This window comes from Treponema sp. OMZ 798, assembly GCF_024181385.1.
In the GTDB taxonomy this organism is placed as follows: Bacteria; Spirochaetota; Spirochaetia; order Treponematales; family Treponemataceae; genus Treponema_B.
Window position 1 is genome coordinate 1,264,704 of the sequence record NZ_CP051305.1, and the last position, 21,994, is coordinate 1,286,697.

Below are 21,994 nucleotides of genomic sequence, written 5' to 3' on the forward strand. Positions count from 1 at the left end.
TAAGGTGTGTACCTTAGAGGAATTTTATGAGGAATACATGCATAACAATAACAGCTCAACAATCAGCAAACCTTTAGTTCCGCAAAAATTGCTGGAATTTTTAAATACATATGAGAATTTTATAATTGCAGGTCATAAAGAGCCAGATGGTGACTGTATTGGAAGCTGTCTTGCAATGTCTTTCTTTTTGAAGAGAAAAAATAAAAATTGTATTTTAATGTCGGCAGGTCCTTTTAAGCGTATCGAAATAAAGGAATATGAAAATCTTTTTACCGATAAACTGGAAATTTCCGATAAGATAAACCCTCAAACTACAGGGCTGATAATCCTTGACTGCTCAGGCTTTGACCGCGTAGGTGAAATAGCAGATCTTATCAGAAGTTTTAAGTATATCATAATCGATCATCATGCTACCAATACGGAAAAGTCCGATACCTCTCTTATAATGCCGGATGCACCTTCTACAACCTATCTAATTCAGTCAATAATTGAAGAAATGGGAGAAAAATTGACAAAGGAAGAAGCAGATGCCTTGTTTTTCGGTCTTTGTACAGATACAGGATTTTTTAGACATTTGGATGAAAGAAGTGCTCAAGTTTTTGCCCATGCCTCCCGGCTTATTGAAGCCGGAGCCAATCCAAAACAAACCTTTATGAAAATGAATGGAGGCAAAAAATTTGAATCGCGCCTCCTTATTTCTCGAATCCTAAACAGAATGAAGACCTATTATGACGGAAAGCTTGTTATTTCATATGAAACTTATGATGATTTAATGGAATTCGGCCTTGAAGGCAGAGATTCCGATATATTGTACCAGCTGATTCAGACGGTGGAAGGGGTTGAAGCTATCTGCATAGTACGCCAAGAATCTCCAAGCCATTGTTCAGTGGGATTTAGATCCTTGGATAAGATTGATGTAAGCAAGATAGCCTCCTCCTTCGGCGGCGGCGGGCATAAACAGGCATCAGGCTTGTACATAGAAGGAAAATTTGATGATTTGATTCCAAAGTTTGTTGAAGCCTTTGGAACTCAAATGTAAATTTTACATTGTTTTTTTTAAGATAATGTGGTAAAATATTTTTTATAATTAAATTGTTTATGGGAGAATGAGCTTTGAACAATGATGAAATTTTGTTTCCGCTATTGGAAAAAGGCGATATCAAACGTACTATGGAGATGGCCTCTAATGAGAGCAAAAAACCTTTTGAAATTGTATCTGAAGGTATGAACGTAGTTACGGCATCTATTTTAGCGGATATACCCTCAGTTTATAAAATGGATTTAATAAGGAAGGTAGGAGCTCTTTTTTCTACTCAAGAATATTGTGAACTCCTAAATCAAAAAATGTTTACCCTTAAACCTGAAGAACGCGATAAACTAAAAGATCAGGGTATCCTTATAAATAGAGAGACAACCCTTCCCTATTGCCAATGGTTTAATATCTTTGAAATAGCTTTTCCTTGGCTGCCTCTTTCCGTTTTTGAAGATTTTGCTGTCTATCTTAGAGATGAAAAAAAGCTAATACTTGATAAGGAAACCATTGAAATTGTAAGAGATAATTTTTCAATATCAAAACGGTATTCGGAAAGGGAGCTTTCCCGTCTTTTTGATTCAAACATACTAAAAGATCCCGCTGATATAGAAGATGAATAGTAAATTTATATCTTTTTTTCGATTTTTTTTTAAAAAAGGCCTAAAGTTTTAGAAACAGGAAACCGATCATAGATAATGAGGGTTTTCTATCCTCAAAATAAAGCAAGGATGCTTTATAAACACATTATTCCAGGGAGGAATATCTTATGATTATTAATCACAACATGAGTGCGATGTTCGCACAGAGAACGCAGGGTGTTACCAATGTACGCATCGGTAAAGACATCGAAAAGCTTTCATCCGGTTTACGCATTAACCGTGCAGGCGATGACGCTTCCGGTCTTGCAGTTTCCGAGAAAATGAGAAGTCAGATTCGAGGTTTAAACCAAGCTTCTGCAAACGCTTCAAACGGCATTAACTTTATTCAAGTAGCCGAAGCTTTCTTGCAGGAAACAACCGACATCATGCAGAGAATCAGAGAGTTGGCTGTTCAGTCTTCAAACGGTATCTACTCTGCTGAAGACAGAATGCAGATTCAGGTTGAAGTTTCTCAGTTGGTTGCCGAAGTTGACCGAATTGCAAGTTCAGCCCAATTTAACGGTATGAATATGCTTACAGGCCGCTTTGCACGCGAAACAGGTGAAAATGTTGTTACCGGTTCTATGTGGTTCCATATCGGAGCAAACATGGATCAGAGAATGCGCGTTTATATCGGCACAATGTCGGCTGCCGCCCTCGGTATCCGAAATATCGGCGACGAAAAAATTATGACGATTGAAACCGCAGATGCCGCTAACCGAGGAATCGGAATCATTGATGAAGGTCTAAAAAAGATCAACAAGCAAAGAGCCGATCTTGGCGGTTACCAGAACAGAATGGAATTGACGGTTGTAGGTATTGATATCGCAGCCGAAAACCTCCAAGCTGCAGAGTCAAGAATCCGTGATGCAGATATGGCAAAACAAATGGTAGAATATACCAAGAACCAAATCTTGTCAAATACCGGTATCGCAATGCTTGCTCAGGCTAATAACAACAGCCAGCTTGTAATGTCTCTTTTAAGGTAACAAATTTGTAAAATACTCTTGTATTTTTTTAATTATAAGAGTATAATGTGTTAGGCGTGAAGGGGAAATCCCCTGCACGCTTAAACGATCTTTGAAAAAATGCCCTTGATTGGCGGCCCTTATGAAGCCCTGTATTACAGTATTATTAACAGTTTGAATAAAATTGTTAATAATACTGTCTTTATAATTTGTGTAAAAGGCGCAAAATTTTATACAATATTATAAAATACAGGAGTATTTTTCAGCAAAGGATGCTGAACTATAGGACTTCAGGGAGGGTCATATGATTATTAATCACAATATGAGTGCAATGTTTGCACAGCGACAGGGAGGAGTCAACGAACTTCATCTCGCAAAAAACATCGAAAAGCTTTCCAGTGCGGAAAGAATCAACCGTGCAGGTGACGATGCTTCAGGTTTAGCCGTATCCGAAAAGATGCGCAGCCAGATCAGAGGTTTAAACCAGGCCGGACAGAATATTCAAAACGGTGTTTCTTTCATTCAAGCAACGGAAGGTTACTTAGGTGAAACGACAGATATAATACAGAGATTAAGAGAGTTGGCTATACAGGCCTCAAACGGCATTTATTCAGCCGAAGACAGGATGCAGATTCAAGTTGAAGTTTCACAGCTTGTTGACGAAGTAGACAGAATCGCAAGCCATGCTCAGTTCAACGGAATGAATATCCTTACAGGCCGTTTCGCTCAAGATTCCGTATCGGGACCTATGCAGCTCCATGTCGGTGCAAATATGGATCAAAGAGAAAAGATCTACATAGGAACAATGACAGCTACAGCACTCGGTATTATAGGAGCACAACAGGGCGGAGAAGACAAGATGATTTCAATGTCTTCTGTAGACGGTGCAAACATGGCATTGGGAGCCCTTGATAATGCTCTTAAGCAGATTAACAAGCAGCGCGCAGACCTTGGTGCATACCAGAATAGGTTTGAAATGGCATATAACGGTATAGCAATTGCTGCCGAAAATATGCAGGCTGCCGAATCAAGAATCCGAGACGCAGACATGGCTAAAGAGATTGTTGACTATACAAAGAATCAGATCTTGATCCAATCAGGAACTGCTATGTTGGCACAGGCCAATGCACAGCCTCAGGCTGTTGTCAGGCTTCTTCAATAACGAAGCAGATCTTGTAAGGGCCGATAAAAAAAGAGATAACCGGATGTCATCTCTTAAAATTAAAGGCCTTTAGAATCTTTAGGAAGAAAGAAGATGCGCCCTTCTTCTTCCTTTTTTTTACTGCTAAGAGTTGATGCTTAAAACGTTATAACTATATTTAGATGTCACGGATGATGTCTATTTAAAGCCAAGGAGGTTTTTATGAGTATAGAAATAAACGGCATAGGGCACCAAGCAGCATTACAACAAAAACGTGATACAGTGATTAACGGCTCGATGAGAGCTGCATCGGATGTAATAGTACAAAAGGAAGCTGCCGAACAAGCCGAAAATCAAAAGACGCTGGTGGACCCGAATGAAATCTCAAAAGCGGTTGCACAAATCCAAAAATTATGCGACATGTGTGATCGTAAATTGCAATTTAGAGTAAACAAAGAAACAAACCGCATTGTTGTTAAGGTAATAGATGCAAATACCGACAAGGTAATAAGGGAAATTCCATCTGAAGCAATACAACGGCTGCAGGCAAGAATACTTGAAACAGTCGGCCTTTTATTCGATGAATCAATCTAGTCGGAAATTTTCCCTTTTTTAGGTAGTAAGAAAAATAGGGGTTTAAATGTCCGATTTAAGTATACCGGGAGTCAACAGTACATACGAAAAGCTTGTTGAAGCTTTGATGAAAAAGGAAAGAATTCCTCGCGACAGAGAAGCCGAAAAACTCGAACGTCTAAAATTGCAGGATGATTCGTGGAGACAGGTCAATAAATTTTCTCTTGAAGTACGCAATGCTGCAAGAGACCTATATTCTTTTAATAATCCCTTTGTAGAAAAAATAGCAGAATCCTCAAATGAAAGATCCTTTACCGCGACAGCTTCCAGAGGAGCCAAGGATCAAAACGTAAAAATTAATGTTGTCCAAATCGCAGAAGCAGATAAATTTTTAACCAAAGAAGTAAATAAAGATATTGAAATAAAAAAAGGGGTATATACTTTTAAGGTAGGAGAAAAAAACATATCAGTAAACTGGAAGGGAGGGAAATATAAGGGTTTTATCGACCTTGTAAACTCAAGGGCAAAAGAAATTTTAAATATCAGCGAAATAAAAATAACACCAGAAACAAAATCCCTGCTCTTTTCATCCAATATAACAGGGGCAAAAAACAGGTTGGAATTTGCCGATGATGCCCTATCGATGGCTCTTGAGATGGGACTTATCAAAAAAAATGATACATCTGCCATAAAAACTTCAGTTACTTCCATTGAAACCGGACCTGAGTCCTCTCAAAAAATAGATTTTTCAGAATCTGTAAGAGCTAAAGGTCAATATGTCATGGAGCTTACAGTTTCAATTAAGGAACCGTCAAAAGCTTCTGCACAAAAAGAAGAAACGGGAGAAAAAACTTACGAACAAATAGGCTCAATCTCATATAGGGGTATTGTTATACAAAATGAACCTTCAAACGACGGCCTTGAAAAAACTAAAATGGAACCTAAGGAAGCCTCAGATCATCGAAAAGTTGATATGAATATTTTAGCCTTAGAATCAACACGAGGAGTGCTTATTCCCCTGCCCCCCCTTTCTGAAAATGCCGAAACACAAACAATTACGATTCCTTTGGCTGAATACGGGGATGTAAAAGCTCTTGCAATAAACAATAATAATACCGAAAAGGCTGTTTTTATCGAAAACATCAAAATATTCGATCCTAAGGCTGCGGGAGATTATGTTCCGGTAAACCCTGTTTCGACAGCACAAGATGCTATAATAAATTTTGAAGGTATTCAAATTAAAAGGGATAAAAACGACATTGACGATTTAATTCCCGGAGTAACCCTTCATACACATGAATCATCGGAAAAACAGGAAAAACTAACCATAAAGCCTGATGTAGAAGCAGTAAAAAATGCCATTATTGAACTAGTGGCCAAATATAATCGCGTTTTTGCTCAAATAAACATATTAACGCAAAATAAGCCCGAAATTATAGAAGAGCTGACCTATCTTTCAGAAGCGGAGGTTGAAGATGCTCAAAAAAAATTGGGGCTTATGTATGGCGACTCTACTTTGATGTCTTTAAAATCCAATTTAAGACAAAAAATAAATACTCCATATAAGGCCGCTGATGATTCAAAAATATTTATGCTTGCTCAATTGGGTGTTTCTACAAAATCCGATAATGCAGGCGGCATAGACATGTCCCGCCTTCGCGGATATCTTGAAATTGACGAAAAAAAACTTGATGAAGCTTTAAACAACAATATGGAAGAGGTAAGACTTTTTTTCGGTTTTGATTCTGACGGAGATATTTTAATAGATTCCGGACTTGCCCATGCAGTATACGAGTACATTAATCCGTATACGCAAAGAGGCGGTATCTTTGGTGTAAAAACCGACGCTTTAAAACTAAAGATGGACTCTTCTCAAAAAAGAATCGAAAACTACGACAAAAAATTAGCCGAAAAAGAATTAGCACTTAAGAGGAAATATGGAATAATGGATGGAACCTTAAAAAGTTTACAAAAACAATCTCAGACAATGGATAATTTTAACAAACAACTTCAAAATCAAAATAAATAAGGAATAAAGATGAAAGTAAAATTAAACGGACAAGAAATTGAATTAAAACTTGAAAAAGAAATAACTATAGGCGATGTTCTTGGAAATATAGAACAAGAATGCCGAAACCAAAAAAGTACTATAACTCAAGTTTGCGTGAACGGAAAAGAATTGACTTTAAGCGAGCTTGATGAGCTTTTTCAAGATCCCCATCAAATAGAAATAGACATTGAGCTGTTTACAACAAGCGGAGAGGATATACGCAGCCTTTTAAAAGGGCTTGGTGATGAATTTATAAAAAATTCGGAAGAAATCGAGAAAATTCCTATCAAGGTCCAAACAGGAAACGATGTTGAAGTTATCAAAGCAATCGAAGATTTTTCCGTTAACCTTACAAAATTATATGAAACAGCTAAATTATTCGATATTGCAGAGATCCCCGAAGATCTAAAATTAGGAGAGATGACCCTCAGAGAATACCAAAGCGAAATATCGTCTAATTTAGATGCTATTATTAATGCTATTGAAGATACGGATACGGTAGAAATTTCGGATATTGCCGAATATGAACTGGCACCGCTTGTAAAAAAGCTCGGAAATGGTTTATTATCAATAAGAACAATAACCGGAGATTAAAATGATTGTTTCTGAAATAAAAAATATTGAAAAAGAAGATACACATATATATTACAGGCAAAAATATGCCGGAACGGCGGTATATACAATATTAGGTAAAGAACAAAACGGAAAGGTTGAATTTTTTGTAGAACATAAACCTACAGGTGAAACCGAAATACAGGTACAGATGATAGACAAGATAGACTATCCTGTATTACAAATAATGATGGAGTTAAAAGCCTGTGTCCGCCGTTTAGTTGAAACAAGGAAATTACCGTAATATGGAATTTATAACAAAGACTGAAGAAGACACTATTAATTTAGGAAAAAAGATAGGAAAAAAATTAAAAAAAGGAGATGTAATAGCCCTTGACGGTTCTTTGGCAGCTGGAAAAACCTATCTTACAAAGGGTATAGCACAAGGCTTAGACATTGAAGAGGACATTACAAGCCCGACCTTTACATTAATATCAGAATACTCAGGACGGCTGCATCTATATCATATGGATGTATACAGAATTGAAGGAGTTGAGGATTTTTTAGACTTGGGTACCGAAGAAATGTTATATGGAGACGGAGTTTGTGTGGTTGAATGGAGTAAAAAGGTAAAAGAAGCCTTGCCCAAAAACACTATTTATATCGGTATAACTGTAAATGATGATAATTCCAGAAAAATTATCATCAATGACAAAGACTTTGGTGAGGATCTATGAATATCGTTTGCATCGATACAAGTTGGACATCTATTGCAATAACCGCTCAAGGAAATGCCGGTACATTTACCTCTGTTTTTACACCGGCTAAAGCCAGACATTCTGCTGTGATTATTCCGGCAATAGAAACAGCAGTACAACAGGCCGGTTTTTCTATAAACGAAACCGATATTTTAGTATGTCCTCAGGGGCCGGGAGGCTTTACCGGTTTAAGGCTTGCTTACTCAACGGCAAAGGCAATTCAGCTGCAAACTAATGCCCGTTTTTTTTGTGTTTCTATTTTGGAAGCTCTTTGTTGTAAATACGGCGGTAAAAATCAATTTTTATCGGTTATTGATGCAAAACGAGATTGTTTTTATGTGCAGGCATTTGAAAACAAAAAACCGGTCTCGGAAGCTTTTGATATAAGCGCACAAGAAGCTCTTAAACTGATCGATAAAAACAAAAAAACGATTATTTGCGGTTTTGGTACCGAAAAATTTAATGAAGAAGCCGGAGCGTCTATTGATGCAAATAATATTACCTTGATAGAAGCAGACAAAGAAGCTTTCTCAAAAATTTTACTTGATTGTTTTATAAAAAATCAAGCCTGTAAAAAAGTGGAAGATCATGAGGGTCCTGTATATATAAGGAAGAGCGATGCAGAATATTAGTTATTTGAAATTAAAGGATTTTGGCCTATGATAAAAAATAAAAACAAAGATAAATCTGAAATAGGGATTCATGAAAAAAATTTTCTCACTCTTGATGAAGTAGAAATGCTTGATGAAGTAGAAGAAGAATTGGAAGAGCTCGATGATGACCTTTATCAAGACGATCCTGACAGTCTGCATCATCCGATAAATTTTAACAATCAAGAAATCAAAACCGAGGTTTTAAAAACAGCTGTAGACCTGCTTGCTACTCCCACCGTTTGCTCATTACTATTGGATAAAAATTTTTTGATACTATACATAAGCGATGCAGTAAACCATCTTTTTGAAGGTTATCACAATATAGAAAAAAAACCGTTTTTTAACATATTCGGAAGCACTCTTGAAAAGTCCTCCCTTGATGACCTTTTAACAAAATTAAGGAGCCCTAATAGAGGCTACTCATGGTCAGGAGTTTTAAAGCATAAAACAAGATACCGTAAGACTATGTATACAAAGACAAACATATTTCCCTTATTTGATAATAATACTCTCAACGGGTACTGGGTTATGTTTGAAGATATAAGCAATTCTTATTTAAGCCAATATAAGGGTATGATGGAAAGTCTATTAAATGCCTCAAAATTAAAGGATAATGATACAGGCTTTCATAATGAAAGGCTTAATTATTATTCGAAAGCCCTTGCCGAAGTCTTGTTTAAGGAGAATTTGTTTCCTCAAATAGATGCCGATTTTATAGATAATATTTCTTCTCTCGCAGCTATACACGATATAGGAAAAATAGGAACACCCGATTATATCTTACAAAAAAAAGGTTCCCTTAATGACGTGGAATGGGCTGTTATGAGAGAGCATACTATTAACGGAACCCTAATCCTTGCAAACTACCCTATCCCTATGGCAAAAGAAATCACCCTTAGCCATCATGAGAGATGGGACGGAAGGGGCTATCCTTATAGACTTGCAGGTGAAATGATTCCTCTATCGGCGCGTATAGTGGCTATAGCCGATGTTTACGATGCCCTTAGAATGAAAAGGTCTTACAAAGAAGGAATTCCTCACAAGGAAACTGTTATACATATTGCAAACGGATCCGGAGGACACTTTGACCCTACCCTGATTGAAGCTTTCGAAAGTATACACAAAGAATTTAATTATATATGGGAACAAAATAAGGACCAAAGTCAGGCCGGATAAATTTTTAAAATAAGGTATCAATTTCTTGAAATAGATCCTGCAAAAATAAATTTAAATAAAGAAAACCTTTTTCAGTTAAATAAAATCTTTTTTCCGTTAAAACGGCCTCTTTCCTATTGAGCCATTTTGAAATAGTTTTTCCTGCAAATACCGTAATATCCTTACCGAATCTTGATTTAAAAAAAGACCTGTCAATCCCCTCGGTTAGCCTTAAGCCCATCATAAAGGCTTCTTCAATAAATTCTTTTTCATCAATGGTTTCATATTCATAAACATCATCTCTGTTTTTTGCAGTCATCCATTTATCTATATTTTTAATTGCAGAAAATCTCAATGCGTGAGCATGTGAATGTAAGTAAGCATGTTCATGGGCATTGGCATTTACAGAAGCAGGGAGGGCTTCTTTATTAAAAAAAATTGAACCGAAGGCACCGGGACCGACCCCGATATAATCCTCCAACCCCCAATATTTCTCATTATGTATACTTTTATATGAATTTTTGTATGAAAAATTAGACACTTCATACTTATTATAGCTATTTTTCTCTAAAATATTCTTACCATAGCTCCATAACTCGGCTATTTCATCATCTTTCTCGGCTGAAACCCTTGTATTTGAACAAAGGGCGTACAAAGAAAAATGCTCAGGTTTGAAAGCCAATAAGGTTTCTATGTCATCTTTTAGAATATCAAAGGTCTGCTTATTTAGTCCTGCGATTAGATCACAAGAAAGGATTAGGTCTTTTTTAGTGCGCAAAAGTTCAAGAGCTGAAAGGCTTAATTTTCTTTCTCCCCTCCTCTTACAAGCTCTTAAAACCTCATCATTAAGGGACTGAATTCCTACCGAAAACCTATTAACTCCTCCTTGGGCTGCTGCAGATAAAAATTCTTTATTTAAATCTTCAGGATTAATTTCAACCGTAAATTCTTTAGGAGAATTTCTTTGAGCGGCCAATATTTGCGATGAAAGGTAAAAAAGATCATCAGGAGATAAAAGAGACGGAGTTCCGCCTCCTATATAAACGGTATCCCATTCACTTATGGAGAACTTATCTGCTTGAATTTTTATATCTTCAGCCAATCGTAAAACAAAGGGACTTAAAGCAGCTGATAATATATTCTTGAACCGGTCAGCCCGAACGGAAAAAAAATCGCAATAATTACATTTTTGGAGGCAAAAAGGTATGTGGATATAAAGCCCGGCCTTTTTCATCAATAGGTCTTAAACTCTTTAAGCGGCCAATATTTTAAAATAATTTTGCCGCATATTTTTTTATCTCCTTTTACAGCCCCCCAAAGACGGGAATCATCAGTGATTATCCTATTATCGCATAATACAAAATATTCTCCTTCTTTTAGAACCGTCTTAGGATATGCTCCTGAAAAAGGTAAGGATGAATCCCAATGAGCAGGCAGATCCTTAACTTCAATATCATAATTTTTTTGAGCTAACTCAAATTCGGTCAAAAAATGACTAGAATCTTTAGTTTTTATGTGCAATACAAAATTTTCCATATACAAGGTATCTCCGGGCAAGCCTACAATTCTCCTTATGGAATAAGCATCTGCACTCTGCAAATCAAAGGGTCTTACAAGATGAAAAGTAAAAAAGCCGACAACGGCATTTACAGCAGATTTAAAAAAAGGCTTATTTTGCGATGATGCGCCGTCGATAATAACCAGGTCCCCCCTTTTAGCTGAAGCCGGAGCATAGATGGGTGTAACCAAAACCATATCCCCCTTAGAAATTTCAGGAAACATAGTATCGGTTTGTAATCTATAAGTTTTTAACAGATATGATGTTATGAGTATATATGAAAGAAAAGCAAAAAGAACCAAAAAAATAATAAACAATACCTTGTTTCGGTACTCTCTCTTTGCCGTATATGAAAAATTTCTGTATTTTGCTGTCATTATTAATCCTCAATGCATAATATCATTTTCCGTTATCGTTGACAAGTGTCTAATCTATGAATATAATAGGGATATGGAGAAAACACCTGTAAAAATCATAGCAAAAAACAAAAAGGCTTTTTTTAATTACACCGTTGAAGAAAAAATAGAATGCGGTCTAGTCTTAAAGGGTACGGAAGTCAAATCTCTCAGAGAAGGAAGAATCTCTTTTCCGGATGCCTTTGCCGAAATTAAAGATAATGAGGTCTGGGTAAAAAATTTTCATATTTCGGAGTATATTTACTCTTCCATATTTAATCATGATCCTGAAAGGCCCAAAAAACTCCTTTTAAAAAAGGACGAAATAAAGAGATTAAAACGAAAGGTGGAGGAAAAAGGTTATACCCTTATTCCATTGGAATTTTACTTTAAAAACGGTATCGTTAAGGTTCTCTTAGGTGTTTGTAAGGGTAAAAAGACCTTTGATAAACGGGCAGACATAAAAGATAGAGACATAAAAAGAGATATGCAAAGGGAGATAAAAATAAGAGGTAAATAATGAAGATAAAAACGTTTTACGGATTTTTAAGATTTTTACTTTTAAGACTGCCTATACTGGCTTTCAGCATAGGAACTGCGATATATGCGGCGCCCACAGTCGGAGTTTTTAAACTTGAATCTAAAAATATAACGGAACAAACAACAGCAACAATCAGTAATGCTATTTTCAGCTTTGTAAAAGAATTAAAAAAATATGATATTGTAGATATGCGTTCTACTCCGGTTACCGAAACGGATGCCCAGCAGCGTTTCGATTATGTTTTTGCGGGCAAGATTACGGGACTGGAAAACGGAATACAGCTTGAACTTATGCTGAAAAATTCTTCGGATAAAATAACAAGACGTATATCTAAAATTTATCAAAGTGTTAATTTAATCCTATTGGACTCACGAGTTCTTGTATCGGATATTTTTGATAAATCGGTTAATTTATCGGTTACCTATAATTTGGAGGACTCAGCTCCTAAGGAGGATGCAGAGGTAGAAGAGGTTAAAAATATCGATATCCTTTCAGGCTCATGGCAGGGAGAAGAGGGACTTGAAAGGGTCGAGATTATGAGGGGAGGAAGAGGAATTGCCCTCCTTTCAAGCGGGATAACCATCTTGCTCCAAATAAGGGTGAATGAAGGCTATTTGACAATAAATCAATCAGGGAAACCGCTGCCAAGACAATTTATCAATTTACCTGATGAGATAGCCAAAAAGGCTGCAGAGATGGGTAAAACCCCCTCATGGAAATTCCTTGTTTCATCAGACAATAAGATTTTAGTCGGAGAAAAAATAGACATCGAAATAGTCTATCATGGAAACACCCTTGTTTCGGTAAATGAAGTTATAAAAAAAGTACGCTGGGTAAAAAATTAAAAACTTATCTTTAAAGCACCTTGTCTTATTATGCAAGGCTCCTTATCAATTAAGCTGACGATTGTAGACGATAAGCCCTTTTGCTCTCCTCCATCAATTATCAATGAAACCTTATCTTCAAACTCCCTTATTATATCCCTGATATCGCTTAAAACAGGCTCTCCTGAGTAGTTTACGCTGGTAGAATAAATAGGAAAACCCGTCCTTCCTATTAGATTTCTAAGCCATGCATCATCAGGGCATCTAAAAGCCGAAGTACCCCCGCCCTCTTTATCTCTTACTATTATGCTTAAAGGAGCAGGCCAAAGATTTAATAGGAACTGAGGAATGGAGGTATCCGTATATTTAAAAATATCTTGCGGTTTTTCAATGAGGCTGATAAAACTCTTTTCAGCCCCTCTTTTTTTGATTTTAATGATTTTTTCTTTTGTAAAAGGCATTATACCCGAAAAACCGTAAACGGTATCGGTAGGAACTATTATAATTTCGCCCTTTTTTAAGGACGAGGCTGCTATTTCTAAAGATTTAGGATCTTTTTTTAAAATAAGCATCTTTTCTTACCGCCAGCATCTGAAAAATAATAACAATTAGCCCTAAAGATGCCGCTATTGTTTTGCATATGTAATCTGAAAGAAAATACGGAGCTTCAATTTTTAAGATTGTCCCCGGATTTAGCCCCTTCCCAAAGCCTGAATTAAAATTCACAAGCTTAATTATTCCCTCATTATCATATATATAACCCAGTTCATGGGCATAAATAGCAATTGTTTCAGGATCATAGGTTAAATTTCTTATCAGGCTGTCCAAATCCTCTCCCGTTTGCCTAAGAGAGCGGACATGGCTTACAAGAGTATCCCGCTGAACCTCTATAAACCGCTGTGCATATATTCCCTTAGGGCCTAAAAACACAGTCAAAACAGTGTAAGCAAAAACAGTAATAAAAATGGGAATAAGCACTCTAAAATAGATTTTCATAGTCTAAAATATATAACGGCATTTTATGTTTTTTTCTTGAATTTTTTGGCAATTTATTTCGACTAAATAATTTAGGTTATTTACAAATTCTGTCGATATATAGTATAATTATAGATATAAGTTATACGGGAGAATAGCATGGCATTAGATTTTAACAAAATTGAAGAACCGGATGATTCGGTTTTTCCGGTAAAACTTGAAGATGATTCAAATCTTGATATGTATGGTGTATGGGTAAAAAAAAGACCTGAACATAAAGACAGTTATGAAAGTATGCTGCCTATAGAAAATGACACTGCTGAGGATCCTTTTGAAGAAGACGTATTGGAATTTGACGACCATGATATCATAAATTTAGATAATCCGGATGATGCCTTAGAGTTCGAAGAATTAACAACATTGAATAATTTTGAAACTATCGAAAATGAAGAAAGCAATAAATCTGAAGAACCTATTGAAGATTTAAGTGTTACTTCTGATGACGATATTTTTGGGGATGAATTCGATATTTTTGATGAATCTGATGCTGTAGTAATTGATGAAGAAGAAAATGATAGTTTTGGTACCGGTCTTGATGTAATGCCGAAAGCCGAAGAAGAAACTGAATCTGAAGAAATAACATCCGATATAAATGACTTTGAAACTCTCGATTTAGACGACTTCCTAAGCGATGCTGAAGCCCTTGAATCGGATGATGAAACTGAGGATAAAAACGAAGACGGAAACCTTGAACCTGATAACAATATAAAACTTGATCTTTCTTTTGACGAAGACTATTTGGAAACAAAGGAAAGCGATGCCATAGATTTTGAAGGAAACGAAAGCTTTGAAATAAGTTCAGATGAACCTGATGCAAGCGAAATCTCAACAGAAAATAAAACTTCAGATATTGAAAATTTACCTGAAAGGACAATTGAAGATATTTCCGACTTTGATGACATTTTAGACGAACTTGAAGCTAATGATGAAAATAATGCAGAAGAAGTAGAAGAACTAACTGATGAAATTCCTCTTAACATTACCATAGACGAATACTCGGATATAACATCTCTTGCAGGTAAAACTATGGGAACGGATGAAGACTTAGAAGATGTCGAAATATTCAGCGATATTTCCGAATTTGAAGAAGCAGAAGATGCTGAAAATACGGAAGAAGAAAAAAAAGATGATGACGGCTTAGTTATAGAGAGCACCATAATAGAAGCCGGTAATATAGACGAAATCCGAAAAGAAAATCAAAAAATTATGGCCAACTCTTCTCCGGCAGAGATGGAAGAAAAAATGGAAGAGATTGAAGCCGCTGATGATTTTGACTCAATGCTGGATAGTGTTATGGGAGAGACGGCAGAGCCGGAAGAAAAGATAGAGGAAGTTGTTGAAGAAAACAGCGATATGTTTTTTGACGATATTGAAGCCCTTGAAAATGATCTTTTAGACTCAGGAAATCATGAAATACCGGAAGAATTTATAGAAAAGCCTCAACCGGCAGCATCACAATCCAATGTTCTTGCAAACGATAAGGCTACCGAAATCTTAATCCAAATTGCAAGCGAATTAGTAAACATCAAAAATGAACTCGCAAATATGAAATTTGAAATGGCTCAAACCCAACAAAAATTGGAAGAGTCAAACAGCTCAGAGTCTCAAGAAAATACCGTAACCGATAGCATTTTAAATGATGTAGCAGAGAGCGATAAAAACGGATTCTTTAATGATGATGACGGAGATGAAACAATCGCCCTTACAGGTGATGAGCTTAATAATATATTGATAACGGCTGATTTCACGGAAGAAAACACGGAAAAAGATTATGAAATTCCTGAAACATTGGACGAAATCGATGAAGCCTTTTTCGATGATGATAAAGAGGAAAAAAGTCAAGATGATGATGAAATTTTTGCCGACGAGGACCTATTAAACGCTGTAGAACCTGAGCATATCAATGATTTGACGGATGATATCAGCTATCTTGACGAAGATGTAGAGCTAAACATTGAAGATGAACCGGATGAAGAAAACGAAGAAATTATTCAAGTTGAAGACTTTATGTCGGATGATATAACGGAAACCCCTGTTTTAGAATTAGAAGAAGAAGTCTTAGATGAATCTGATTTAGAAAACTCAAATACCGAAGAAGCAGACGGCATAGAAGACTTTGACCTCAAAATCACCGAACTTGAACTTCCTGACGGACAAAGCATTCCTTTAGGTGATGAATACAGCGGTTTTGAAGCCATTACAGAAAATATTGAAGAAGGCCATGATGAGGCTTTGGATTTTGAAGATATAGAATCTGAAAACGCAATAGAGAAAGATATTCAAAAATCCGATGAAATTCTTTGGGAGGACAGTTCCTTATCTTCTGAAGCCGTGGAAACCGAAACTGAAGACGTCTTTGAAGATATGTCGATATCAGAGGATATCTCTGAAACAATAACCGAACACCATGAAGATGCAGTATTTTCACCTGAAGAACTTGATTTAGCCGCTCAGGATATTCCAAGGCTTGAACTTGATGAGAGTGCTGCAGAAGAACAAAAAATAAAAACAGAGACCTTACCTATTCATTTAAAAGATGAGATTAAGTCTGTTCTAACTTATATGGATCAGCTCTTGGAAAGTTTGCCTGAAGAAAAAATTGAAGAGTTTGCAAAGTCGGAATACTTTGATACTTATAAAAGGCTTTTTGACGAGCTGGGGATATCCTAATGGGATTGAGGCAGAAGGCGGAGGCTGTAAGCAAAAAAGCTTATCAGCCTCCAAAAGCACCGACTGAAAGGCCTCATTCACCTTTTTTTGATGCAAAAAATACTTTTCAAACCCTGCTTAAAAATCTCCGCATTGAAAAGGGCGGTTTTTTGGTAAAAACCCATGAAGATTTTTATAATCTGTGTTTTGCTGAAGGAGTGGATATAACTACTTTTCACAGGTGCATGATACCTTCAAGCATTATAGACAGGTTTGATTTTAAGCAAGATAACCTGTATTCTTTTACAACTAAGGATTTAAAATCGATAAAGAATTTCTTTTCTTCTCAGGAGTATATAAGCATTACAGATATTATTTTATATCCGGTTGAAAAAAATAGAAGTTTTTTATTTTTAATAAAATCGCAAAAAGATGTTTATAGAGAAGACTTTGATTTTGAAAAAGCAGATAAGCTTGTAAGCGATTTTTTACCATACTATGATCAATATAAACAGATTATAGAAACGGCAAGACCTGTATACCCTTTTCAATACGGTACAGATACAATAATGCTTAAAATAAAATCTGCCCTAAATCTTAATAATACGGCCCATTTACTGACAATCGCATTTTTTCATGTTTTTCCTGACAGGGTAACACTGCAAAGCGATTTAAATAAACTAAGCCTTTATTATTCGATAATAAATAAAATTCTTAACCTGATAGGCAAATCCAATATGGCAATTTTGAGTATGGACAATTGTCTTTATGCATCTATATTCTCATCAGAAACCCTGCCTATGGATATTTACACAAAAAAAATAACGGCAAGTTTATCTAAGATTTATGGAGAAGACGTCTGTTCTAAAATTTTGATGGACTACACAGGAACCTCAAAAAATATAAACGAGATAAAAGATTTTTTTAAGGCCGTGATAAATGATAAAGCAAGTTAAATTACACTCTTCTTATAACCCGCAAAAAGAGGCGGAGAGGTTTTCAGATACAATACAGGGAAGTCCTAAAATTATAGTTATCACGGAACCCGGTGAATCCTATCTTGCCTCAGCCTTACGTAAAAAATTTGCTAGAGCCAAATTGATTGCTATGAGGTACACGGATAATTATTTTTTGGACTCGGACAAACTCTGGGACGCAGTTTGGAGACCGGTGTCAGGAAATCCGTCTTTTTTTTTGGTTAATAATATTCCGGACGAATTTTTATCGTCTACCTTGTTTTTACCTTGGAAGCCGGCAGAAAAGGTTTGGCCTGATTCGGCTTCTTGGGTATGGAAAGAGATATCCGAAGCCGTAAAGATAATACAAAGCGTAATAGCTACAAGAAGCTTTTTCGGAAAAAGATGGCTGAAAAACATGGGCGATAACTTTATATATTCCGAAAGAATTGTGAACAGGGATTTTTTCCAAGAAAGGAATTTAGGAAATGAGGGACCTTGCTTTTTTGCAGGGGCCGGCCCAAGCTTAGATGAGATATTGGATAATTACTCTGAAAATATAAACGGAATATTTAACATGGCGGCAGCCTCAGCTCTGCCGGCCGTCTTGAGCCGCAATATGAGGCTTGATCTATGTATATCGACTGACGGCGGATTTTGGGCTGCCAATCATTTAAAATATTTAAATGATAAAAGGTTTAAAGAAACCGCCCTAGCCTTCCCATTGGAAGCAAAAATTCCTTACCACGTTCTAAAAAACAATAACTCGCTTTTTTTAAGTTACGGCTCAGCCCTTGAAAGTCTTTTTTTTGACGGCTTAGGGATTGAGCCTCTTCCTGCAAAAAGAAACGGAACCGTGTCAGGCACGGCAATAGAGCTTCTCTTAGACAACACGAGAGGGAAAATTTTTATTGCAGGCTTGGATTTAAAGGAATCAAAGGGTTTTTCTCATTGTTCACCCCATGAAAGTCAAAAACAAAAAGAAATTAAAGCAAACCGCTTAGATCCTGTATCCAATTTTGCGGCTATATCTAATTTTGATCTGCGCTCATTAAAAGCTTACGAAAAATGGTTTAGCCGGCTCCCTAAGCCGAGGGCTGAACGGCTTTTTAGAATAGGACAAAACCTTTCTCCCATAGGGAATATAAAATCAATAGACGGGGAAGATTTTAAGGCTCAGGTAAGAACTCAAGAAAATGCAAATAAAAAAAATATTCAGGCAAAGCAATCAAAAACTTTGAGATTTAAATCTCTCAACGAAAAAAAAGCCCTGCTTTCGGAGATTTACCAAAACATAAAAGAGGAAATAAAAACTGAGACCTTTTTCGATAAAATAAAAATAAGCGCAAAGGAAAAAGAATTAAACAGTCCCCAAAAAGAATTATGCGAATTTATTTCTTTTCAAAATTATATGATATTTTTAAAAGAAAAAGATACGTGCAATGAAGCTGAAATTAAACTAAAGCTTGAAAACGAAATAAGCTCCTTTTTAGAAAACCAAATTAGAAGGCTTAAACCATGAATTTGTTTGATAAAAATATAGAAGCATTAAAAAAAATAAATTTAAAACTTGCAGAAGATATTATCAATTCCACTGAAAGCTCGGATTACTCTTCCGATACGGAGATATCGAAAACCGGCCATTCTCTTCCCTTGTTAAAAAACGGAAAACTCCTTCATTCAAAATATGATCCCGTAAAAGAAGCATCGAGGTTTTTTACGGGAAACGAAAACTTTGTGCTGTTTTGCGGATTGGGGGCCGGTATTCACATAGAGTTTTTTTTAAACAATTTTCAGTCAAAGCACTGTGCCGTAACCGAAGCAAGTTTTTCAAATTTTAAAAGTTTATTTAAACTAATAGATTTTTCACGTCTTATTCTAAATAAGAACCTATCTTTTTTACCTCCATTGGAATCGGAAAACTTTGAAAAAGAATTTATCAATACCTATATTCCGGCCATACACGGCAATTTTGAGATAAGAATTTTAAGGCCTTGGGAAGATTTTTACAAAGATAAAACAAAAAAATTCGAAAATAAAATTCAAACCTCATTAGAAAAGATACAGGCAGATCTTTCGACGCAGGCAGCCTTCGGTAAGATATGGATGCGGAACATTATGCATAATTTAAAGACAGCTTCTATGATAAGGCCGATAATCCCAAAAACGGATCAGGCAAAAAAAGCCTATATTTTAGGAGCCGGACCAGGCCTTGAATCGGCCTTGGAAAATATAAAAAAATACAGGGATTCACTTGTTCTTTTTGCTTCGGATACGGCCTTTCCTGTTTTAAATGCAGCAGGAATAGAAGCCGATTTTTTTGTGAGCATGGACCCGCAAAATATTTCTTATGCTCATTGCTTTAAGCCTTTTACACAAAACACCGTAGGTATATTCGATCTTTGCTCAAACCCGATCCTTGCAAGGGAATTCTTAAAAAACGGTAACTCCTTTTTCTTTACAAAAAGCGCCCATCCCTTTGCTCAATATGCCTCATTTTTTTCTCCATTCCCTTATATGGAAACTTCAAGCGGTACGGTTGCCCTTGCGGCAAGGTCGGCAGCCCTTTCTCTCGGATTTAAAGATTTGGAGTTCTTAGGCTTGGACTTTGCTTATACGGAAGGCAAGGCTTATGCAAACGGAACATATCTTTCAAAACAGTTTGAAAAAAGCTCTTTTAAAACTTCATCCTTAGAAACAAAATTTTGTGAGTTTATGTTTAGAACAGAGGTAAAAAAAACTATAAAAAACGGAAAAATAACTTATACCACAGCTCTTTTAGACGGATATAAGGATTTTTTTGAAGCGGCAATCAACCTTAATTCGGCAGCCCATTCGCCTTGCCGTTCGGCAACCCCTCAATGGAAAAACGAGGAGTTTTCAATATTTCCATATGAAGATTTTATAAGCCGGTTAAAAAAATCGGCTTTGAAGGATAAGAAAATGTTAACAACGGCTCTTTTACCTTATTTTGCATATTTAAGTAAAAGATTATCTAAAAATATCTCGGATTTTGCCGATTTAGAACTTGTACTATCTCAAATTCTGGAGTATACTGTAAGTTAATGAAAAAGATGTATATTGGCATATATGCCGCAATAGCTTTATTAATTATAGTAGGAACATTTTCATGGTTTGTGTATGGGATTATAAAGGATTCCGATACCGGTGCAGAGGAAGCAAAATCCGCATTTGCTTATTTTGCGAAACAAATTATAATCTCGTCTGAAAAAGAAAACTTTGCCCAAAGTGAATATAATCAAAGATTGTATTCACTTGCGGATGAGCTGGAAATTAAAGCCTTTGTTATTTCCAAACCTAATAAAAGTATTGTAATTTCTTGGCCCAAGGATTCTAACCTGATAAGCTATGATGAAAGCGGTAATTTTATTATAAAACCGGCCTCATTATTTATAAAAAATCATAGCGGAAAAATAAATGTAAAAACAATGAAAAGCTATGATACCGAGCTTGTATTGACTGCCTCTATCCCGACATTAAAACCGGCAGTAATCTATTTGAGAATAAGAAGTGCTTTTTTTATAATATTAGCCGTAACAATTTTAACAATAATCATAATTCTTTTTACAAATCTTTCTCATGTTCAAGACAGGGTATATGCAGATATAAATACAAGAACCTTTGAAGACCGTATTCAAGATGAAGAAGACTTAAGTCCTAAAGCATCAGAAAATAAATATTATTCAGAACTGAGAGAAGAAGTTTATCCTCATGATTACATCGAACCAAAAGAAAAGGATGAAGCCGGTTTAACATCTATGGAAGATATTAAAACCGCAGGAGATGAGGAAGTATACGGCCTTGAAGATCTGGATAATTTAAAAATTACACAGCAATTTCCTTATGAGTCCGGAACAGGATCTAATTACAAGGAAGAAAAAGATATTGCCTATATAAGCTCCGATTCTGAAGAATATACGGACATTCAAAATACATCAGCATTCGATGCTGTAAATCCGGAAGCTATAGAAAAGGTTAGAGGTCTTTACTCCCCCATTACCGGAATAAGCTGGCAGGAATATTTACCCGAATATCTGGAATCGGAATTACGGCGGGCAGCATCATCAGAACAGGATATAGCCTTGGTTATTATGAAACTTGATGATTTCAGCCTCGAAAGCATGATAGGAAAAAAGATTGCAGCTCTTTTAATAGACTTTATCAAATTTAGAGATATGATTTTTGAATTTGACAGCAACGGTTTTGCAGCCATCCTTCAAGATACAAATTTGGACGAGGCTATGAAAAAGGCTGAGGAAATATATAAGGGCACGAAGAGTATTTTAACCGAATACGATATATCGAAATCGGTTTCGATAGGAATTACCACTAGAACTTCACGCCTTATTTCTTCCGGAAGGATGATAGAAGAAGCTCAGGCAGCGGTACACAGGGCGATAAAGAATAACGATGACCCTATAGTAGCCTTTAGGGTTAATCCCGACAAATACAGGGAATTTATTTCGGATAATTAAAAAAAGTTTTAAGGCTATT

At 36.1% G+C, this 21,994-nt stretch carries 22 protein-coding genes; 18 read left to right on the forward strand and 4 right to left on the reverse strand.

The genetic code is table 11. From position 1 onward, the window contains the following. Positions 1-37 precede the first annotated feature (37 nt). The 11 genes from E4O07_RS05965 (at position 38) to E4O07_RS06015 (ending at position 9,542) form a co-directional block, all read left to right on the forward strand. Entirely contained in the window at positions 38-1,039 is a 1,002-nt protein-coding gene (locus E4O07_RS05965; RefSeq protein ID WP_253687934.1) for a DHH family phosphoesterase, read from the forward strand. A gap of 74 nt (positions 1,040-1,113) precedes the next feature. Next, on the forward strand, positions 1,114-1,653 hold the full coding sequence (locus E4O07_RS05970; protein ID WP_253687935.1) for a hypothetical protein: 540 nt from the start codon (positions 1,114-1,116) through the stop codon (positions 1,651-1,653). Positions 1,654-1,799: 146 nt separating this feature from the next. Continuing rightward, a complete protein-coding gene (locus E4O07_RS05975; protein ID WP_253687936.1) occupies positions 1,800-2,660 on the forward strand; it encodes a flagellin N-terminal helical domain-containing protein in 861 nt (286 codons plus the stop codon). Positions 2,661-2,943: 283 nt separating this feature from the next. Next, entirely contained in the window at positions 2,944-3,801 is an 858-nt protein-coding gene (locus E4O07_RS05980) for a flagellin N-terminal helical domain-containing protein (protein WP_253687937.1), read from the forward strand. Positions 3,802-4,002: 201 nt separating this feature from the next. Continuing rightward, entirely contained in the window at positions 4,003-4,374 is a 372-nt protein-coding gene (locus E4O07_RS05985; protein WP_002668949.1) for a flagellar protein FlaG, read from the forward strand. Between the two features lie 46 nt (positions 4,375-4,420). Then, positions 4,421-6,382 (forward strand): flagellar filament capping protein FliD, encoded by a 1,962-nt coding sequence (gene fliD, locus E4O07_RS05990; RefSeq protein WP_253687938.1) that lies wholly within the window; start codon positions 4,421-4,423, stop codon positions 6,380-6,382. 9 nt (positions 6,383-6,391) lie between these two features. Beyond that, positions 6,392-6,997, forward strand: coding sequence for a hypothetical protein (locus tag E4O07_RS05995; RefSeq protein ID WP_253687939.1), 606 nt, complete (start codon positions 6,392-6,394; stop codon positions 6,995-6,997). A 1-nt stretch (position 6,998) separates the two neighbouring features. Beyond that, positions 6,999-7,259 carry a DUF4822 domain-containing protein gene (locus E4O07_RS06000; RefSeq protein ID WP_253687940.1) on the forward strand — a complete coding sequence of 87 codons (261 nt, stop codon included), beginning with the start codon at positions 6,999-7,001 and terminating at the stop codon, positions 7,257-7,259. Between the two features lies 1 nt (position 7,260). Continuing rightward, positions 7,261-7,692, forward strand: coding sequence for a tRNA (adenosine(37)-N6)-threonylcarbamoyltransferase complex ATPase subunit type 1 TsaE (tsaE, locus tag E4O07_RS06005; RefSeq protein WP_253687941.1), 432 nt, complete (start codon positions 7,261-7,263; stop codon positions 7,690-7,692). Continuing rightward, the gene (gene tsaB, locus E4O07_RS06010; protein WP_253687942.1) at positions 7,689-8,345 is read left to right on the forward strand and encodes a tRNA (adenosine(37)-N6)-threonylcarbamoyltransferase complex dimerization subunit type 1 TsaB; all 657 of its coding nucleotides are present in this window, start codon (positions 7,689-7,691) and stop codon (positions 8,343-8,345) included. The genes tsaE and tsaB overlap by 4 nt, the downstream gene beginning before the upstream one ends. Positions 8,346-8,372: 27 nt before the next feature. Then, on the forward strand, positions 8,373-9,542 hold the full coding sequence (locus E4O07_RS06015) for an HD-GYP domain-containing protein (RefSeq protein WP_253687943.1): 1,170 nt from the start codon (positions 8,373-8,375) through the stop codon (positions 9,540-9,542). 4 nt (positions 9,543-9,546) lie between these two features. Here the strand turns inward: E4O07_RS06015 and E4O07_RS06020 are convergent, their stop codons facing one another. Together E4O07_RS06020 and lepB are read right to left on the reverse strand one after the other, a co-directional pair. Then, positions 9,547-10,755: a coproporphyrinogen-III oxidase family protein gene (locus tag E4O07_RS06020; RefSeq protein ID WP_253687944.1), complete on the reverse strand. Its 1,209-nt coding sequence runs from the start codon at positions 10,753-10,755 to the stop codon at positions 9,547-9,549. Then, entirely contained in the window at positions 10,755-11,456 is a 702-nt protein-coding gene (lepB, locus tag E4O07_RS06025) for a signal peptidase I (protein WP_253687945.1), read from the reverse strand. The genes E4O07_RS06020 and lepB overlap by 1 nt, the downstream gene beginning before the upstream one ends. A gap of 73 nt (positions 11,457-11,529) precedes the next feature. Here lepB and smpB point away from each other — a divergent pair, with 73 nt between their 5' ends. Both smpB and E4O07_RS06035 read left to right on the forward strand, forming a co-directional pair. Next, the gene (gene smpB / locus E4O07_RS06030) at positions 11,530-11,994 is read left to right on the forward strand and encodes an SsrA-binding protein SmpB (RefSeq protein WP_253687946.1); all 465 of its coding nucleotides are present in this window, start codon (positions 11,530-11,532) and stop codon (positions 11,992-11,994) included. Then, entirely contained in the window at positions 11,994-12,860 is an 867-nt protein-coding gene (locus tag E4O07_RS06035) for a TP0183 family DNA metabolism protein (RefSeq protein ID WP_253687947.1), read from the forward strand. The genes smpB and E4O07_RS06035 overlap by 1 nt, the downstream gene beginning before the upstream one ends. Here the strand turns inward: E4O07_RS06035 and E4O07_RS06040 are convergent. Beyond that, positions 12,857-13,411 carry an L-threonylcarbamoyladenylate synthase gene (locus tag E4O07_RS06040; protein WP_253687948.1) on the reverse strand — a complete coding sequence of 185 codons (555 nt, stop codon included), beginning with the start codon at positions 13,409-13,411 and terminating at the stop codon, positions 12,857-12,859. The two genes, E4O07_RS06035 and E4O07_RS06040, sit on opposite strands and share 4 nt — an antisense overlap. Further along, complete coding sequence (locus E4O07_RS06045; protein WP_253687949.1) at positions 13,386-13,835, reverse strand: septum formation initiator family protein; 450 nt, start codon at positions 13,833-13,835, stop codon at positions 13,386-13,388. Before E4O07_RS06045 ends, E4O07_RS06040 begins: the two co-directional genes overlap by 26 nt. A gap of 138 nt (positions 13,836-13,973) precedes the next feature. On the opposite strand from E4O07_RS06045, the gene E4O07_RS06050 reads away from it, so the two are divergent. From E4O07_RS06050 to E4O07_RS06070, 5 genes are read left to right on the forward strand one after another with little or no spacing between them, the layout of a single operon-like run. Further along, complete coding sequence (locus E4O07_RS06050; protein ID WP_253687950.1) at positions 13,974-16,544, forward strand: hypothetical protein; 2,571 nt, start codon at positions 13,974-13,976, stop codon at positions 16,542-16,544. Beyond that, positions 16,544-17,479 (forward strand): hypothetical protein, encoded by a 936-nt coding sequence (locus tag E4O07_RS06055; protein WP_253687951.1) that lies wholly within the window; start codon positions 16,544-16,546, stop codon positions 17,477-17,479. The genes E4O07_RS06050 and E4O07_RS06055 overlap by 1 nt, the downstream gene beginning before the upstream one ends. Then, entirely contained in the window at positions 17,463-19,001 is a 1,539-nt protein-coding gene (locus E4O07_RS06060) for a 6-hydroxymethylpterin diphosphokinase MptE-like protein (RefSeq protein WP_253687952.1), read from the forward strand. Before E4O07_RS06055 ends, E4O07_RS06060 begins: the two co-directional genes overlap by 17 nt. Then, entirely contained in the window at positions 18,998-20,545 is a 1,548-nt protein-coding gene (locus E4O07_RS06065) for a motility associated factor glycosyltransferase family protein (RefSeq protein WP_253687953.1), read from the forward strand. The genes E4O07_RS06060 and E4O07_RS06065 overlap by 4 nt, the downstream gene beginning before the upstream one ends. Then, positions 20,545-21,975, forward strand: a complete 1,431-nt coding sequence (locus tag E4O07_RS06070; RefSeq protein WP_253687954.1) for a diguanylate cyclase domain-containing protein — start codon at positions 20,545-20,547, stop codon at positions 21,973-21,975. Before E4O07_RS06065 ends, E4O07_RS06070 begins: the two co-directional genes overlap by 1 nt. Positions 21,976-21,994 lie beyond the last annotated feature (19 nt).

Bases quoted from the DNA above. Each gene is read 5' to 3' on its own strand.
- E4O07_RS05965 (WP_253687934.1), top strand. From the start codon at position 38: ATGCATAACAATAACAGCTCAACAATCAGCAAACCTTTAGTTCCGCAA.
- E4O07_RS05975 (WP_253687936.1), top strand. From the start codon at position 1,800: ATGATTATTAATCACAACATGAGTGCGATGTTCGCACAGAGAACGCAG.
- E4O07_RS05980 (WP_253687937.1), top strand. From the start codon at position 2,944: ATGATTATTAATCACAATATGAGTGCAATGTTTGCACAGCGACAGGGA.
- E4O07_RS05985 (WP_002668949.1), top strand. From the start codon at position 4,003: ATGAGTATAGAAATAAACGGCATAGGGCACCAAGCAGCATTACAACAA.
- fliD (WP_253687938.1), top strand. From the start codon at position 4,421: ATGTCCGATTTAAGTATACCGGGAGTCAACAGTACATACGAAAAGCTT.
- E4O07_RS05995 (WP_253687939.1), top strand. From the start codon at position 6,392: ATGAAAGTAAAATTAAACGGACAAGAAATTGAATTAAAACTTGAAAAA.
- E4O07_RS06000 (WP_253687940.1), top strand. From the start codon at position 6,999: ATGATTGTTTCTGAAATAAAAAATATTGAAAAAGAAGATACACATATA.
- tsaE (WP_253687941.1), top strand. From the start codon at position 7,261: ATGGAATTTATAACAAAGACTGAAGAAGACACTATTAATTTAGGAAAA.
- tsaB (WP_253687942.1), top strand. From the start codon at position 7,689: ATGAATATCGTTTGCATCGATACAAGTTGGACATCTATTGCAATAACC.
- E4O07_RS06015 (WP_253687943.1), top strand. From the start codon at position 8,373: ATGATAAAAAATAAAAACAAAGATAAATCTGAAATAGGGATTCATGAA.
- E4O07_RS06020 (WP_253687944.1), bottom strand. From the start codon at position 10,755: ATGAAAAAGGCCGGGCTTTATATCCACATACCTTTTTGCCTCCAAAAA.
- lepB (WP_253687945.1), bottom strand. From the start codon at position 11,456: ATGACAGCAAAATACAGAAATTTTTCATATACGGCAAAGAGAGAGTAC.
- smpB (WP_253687946.1), top strand. From the start codon at position 11,530: ATGGAGAAAACACCTGTAAAAATCATAGCAAAAAACAAAAAGGCTTTT.
- E4O07_RS06035 (WP_253687947.1), top strand. From the start codon at position 11,994: ATGAAGATAAAAACGTTTTACGGATTTTTAAGATTTTTACTTTTAAGA.
- E4O07_RS06040 (WP_253687948.1), bottom strand. From the start codon at position 13,411: ATGCTTATTTTAAAAAAAGATCCTAAATCTTTAGAAATAGCAGCCTCG.
- E4O07_RS06045 (WP_253687949.1), bottom strand. From the start codon at position 13,835: ATGAAAATCTATTTTAGAGTGCTTATTCCCATTTTTATTACTGTTTTT.
- E4O07_RS06050 (WP_253687950.1), top strand. From the start codon at position 13,974: ATGGCATTAGATTTTAACAAAATTGAAGAACCGGATGATTCGGTTTTT.
- E4O07_RS06055 (WP_253687951.1), top strand. From the start codon at position 16,544: ATGGGATTGAGGCAGAAGGCGGAGGCTGTAAGCAAAAAAGCTTATCAG.
- E4O07_RS06060 (WP_253687952.1), top strand. From the start codon at position 17,463: ATGATAAAGCAAGTTAAATTACACTCTTCTTATAACCCGCAAAAAGAG.
- E4O07_RS06065 (WP_253687953.1), top strand. From the start codon at position 18,998: ATGAATTTGTTTGATAAAAATATAGAAGCATTAAAAAAAATAAATTTA.
- E4O07_RS06070 (WP_253687954.1), top strand. From the start codon at position 20,545: ATGAAAAAGATGTATATTGGCATATATGCCGCAATAGCTTTATTAATT.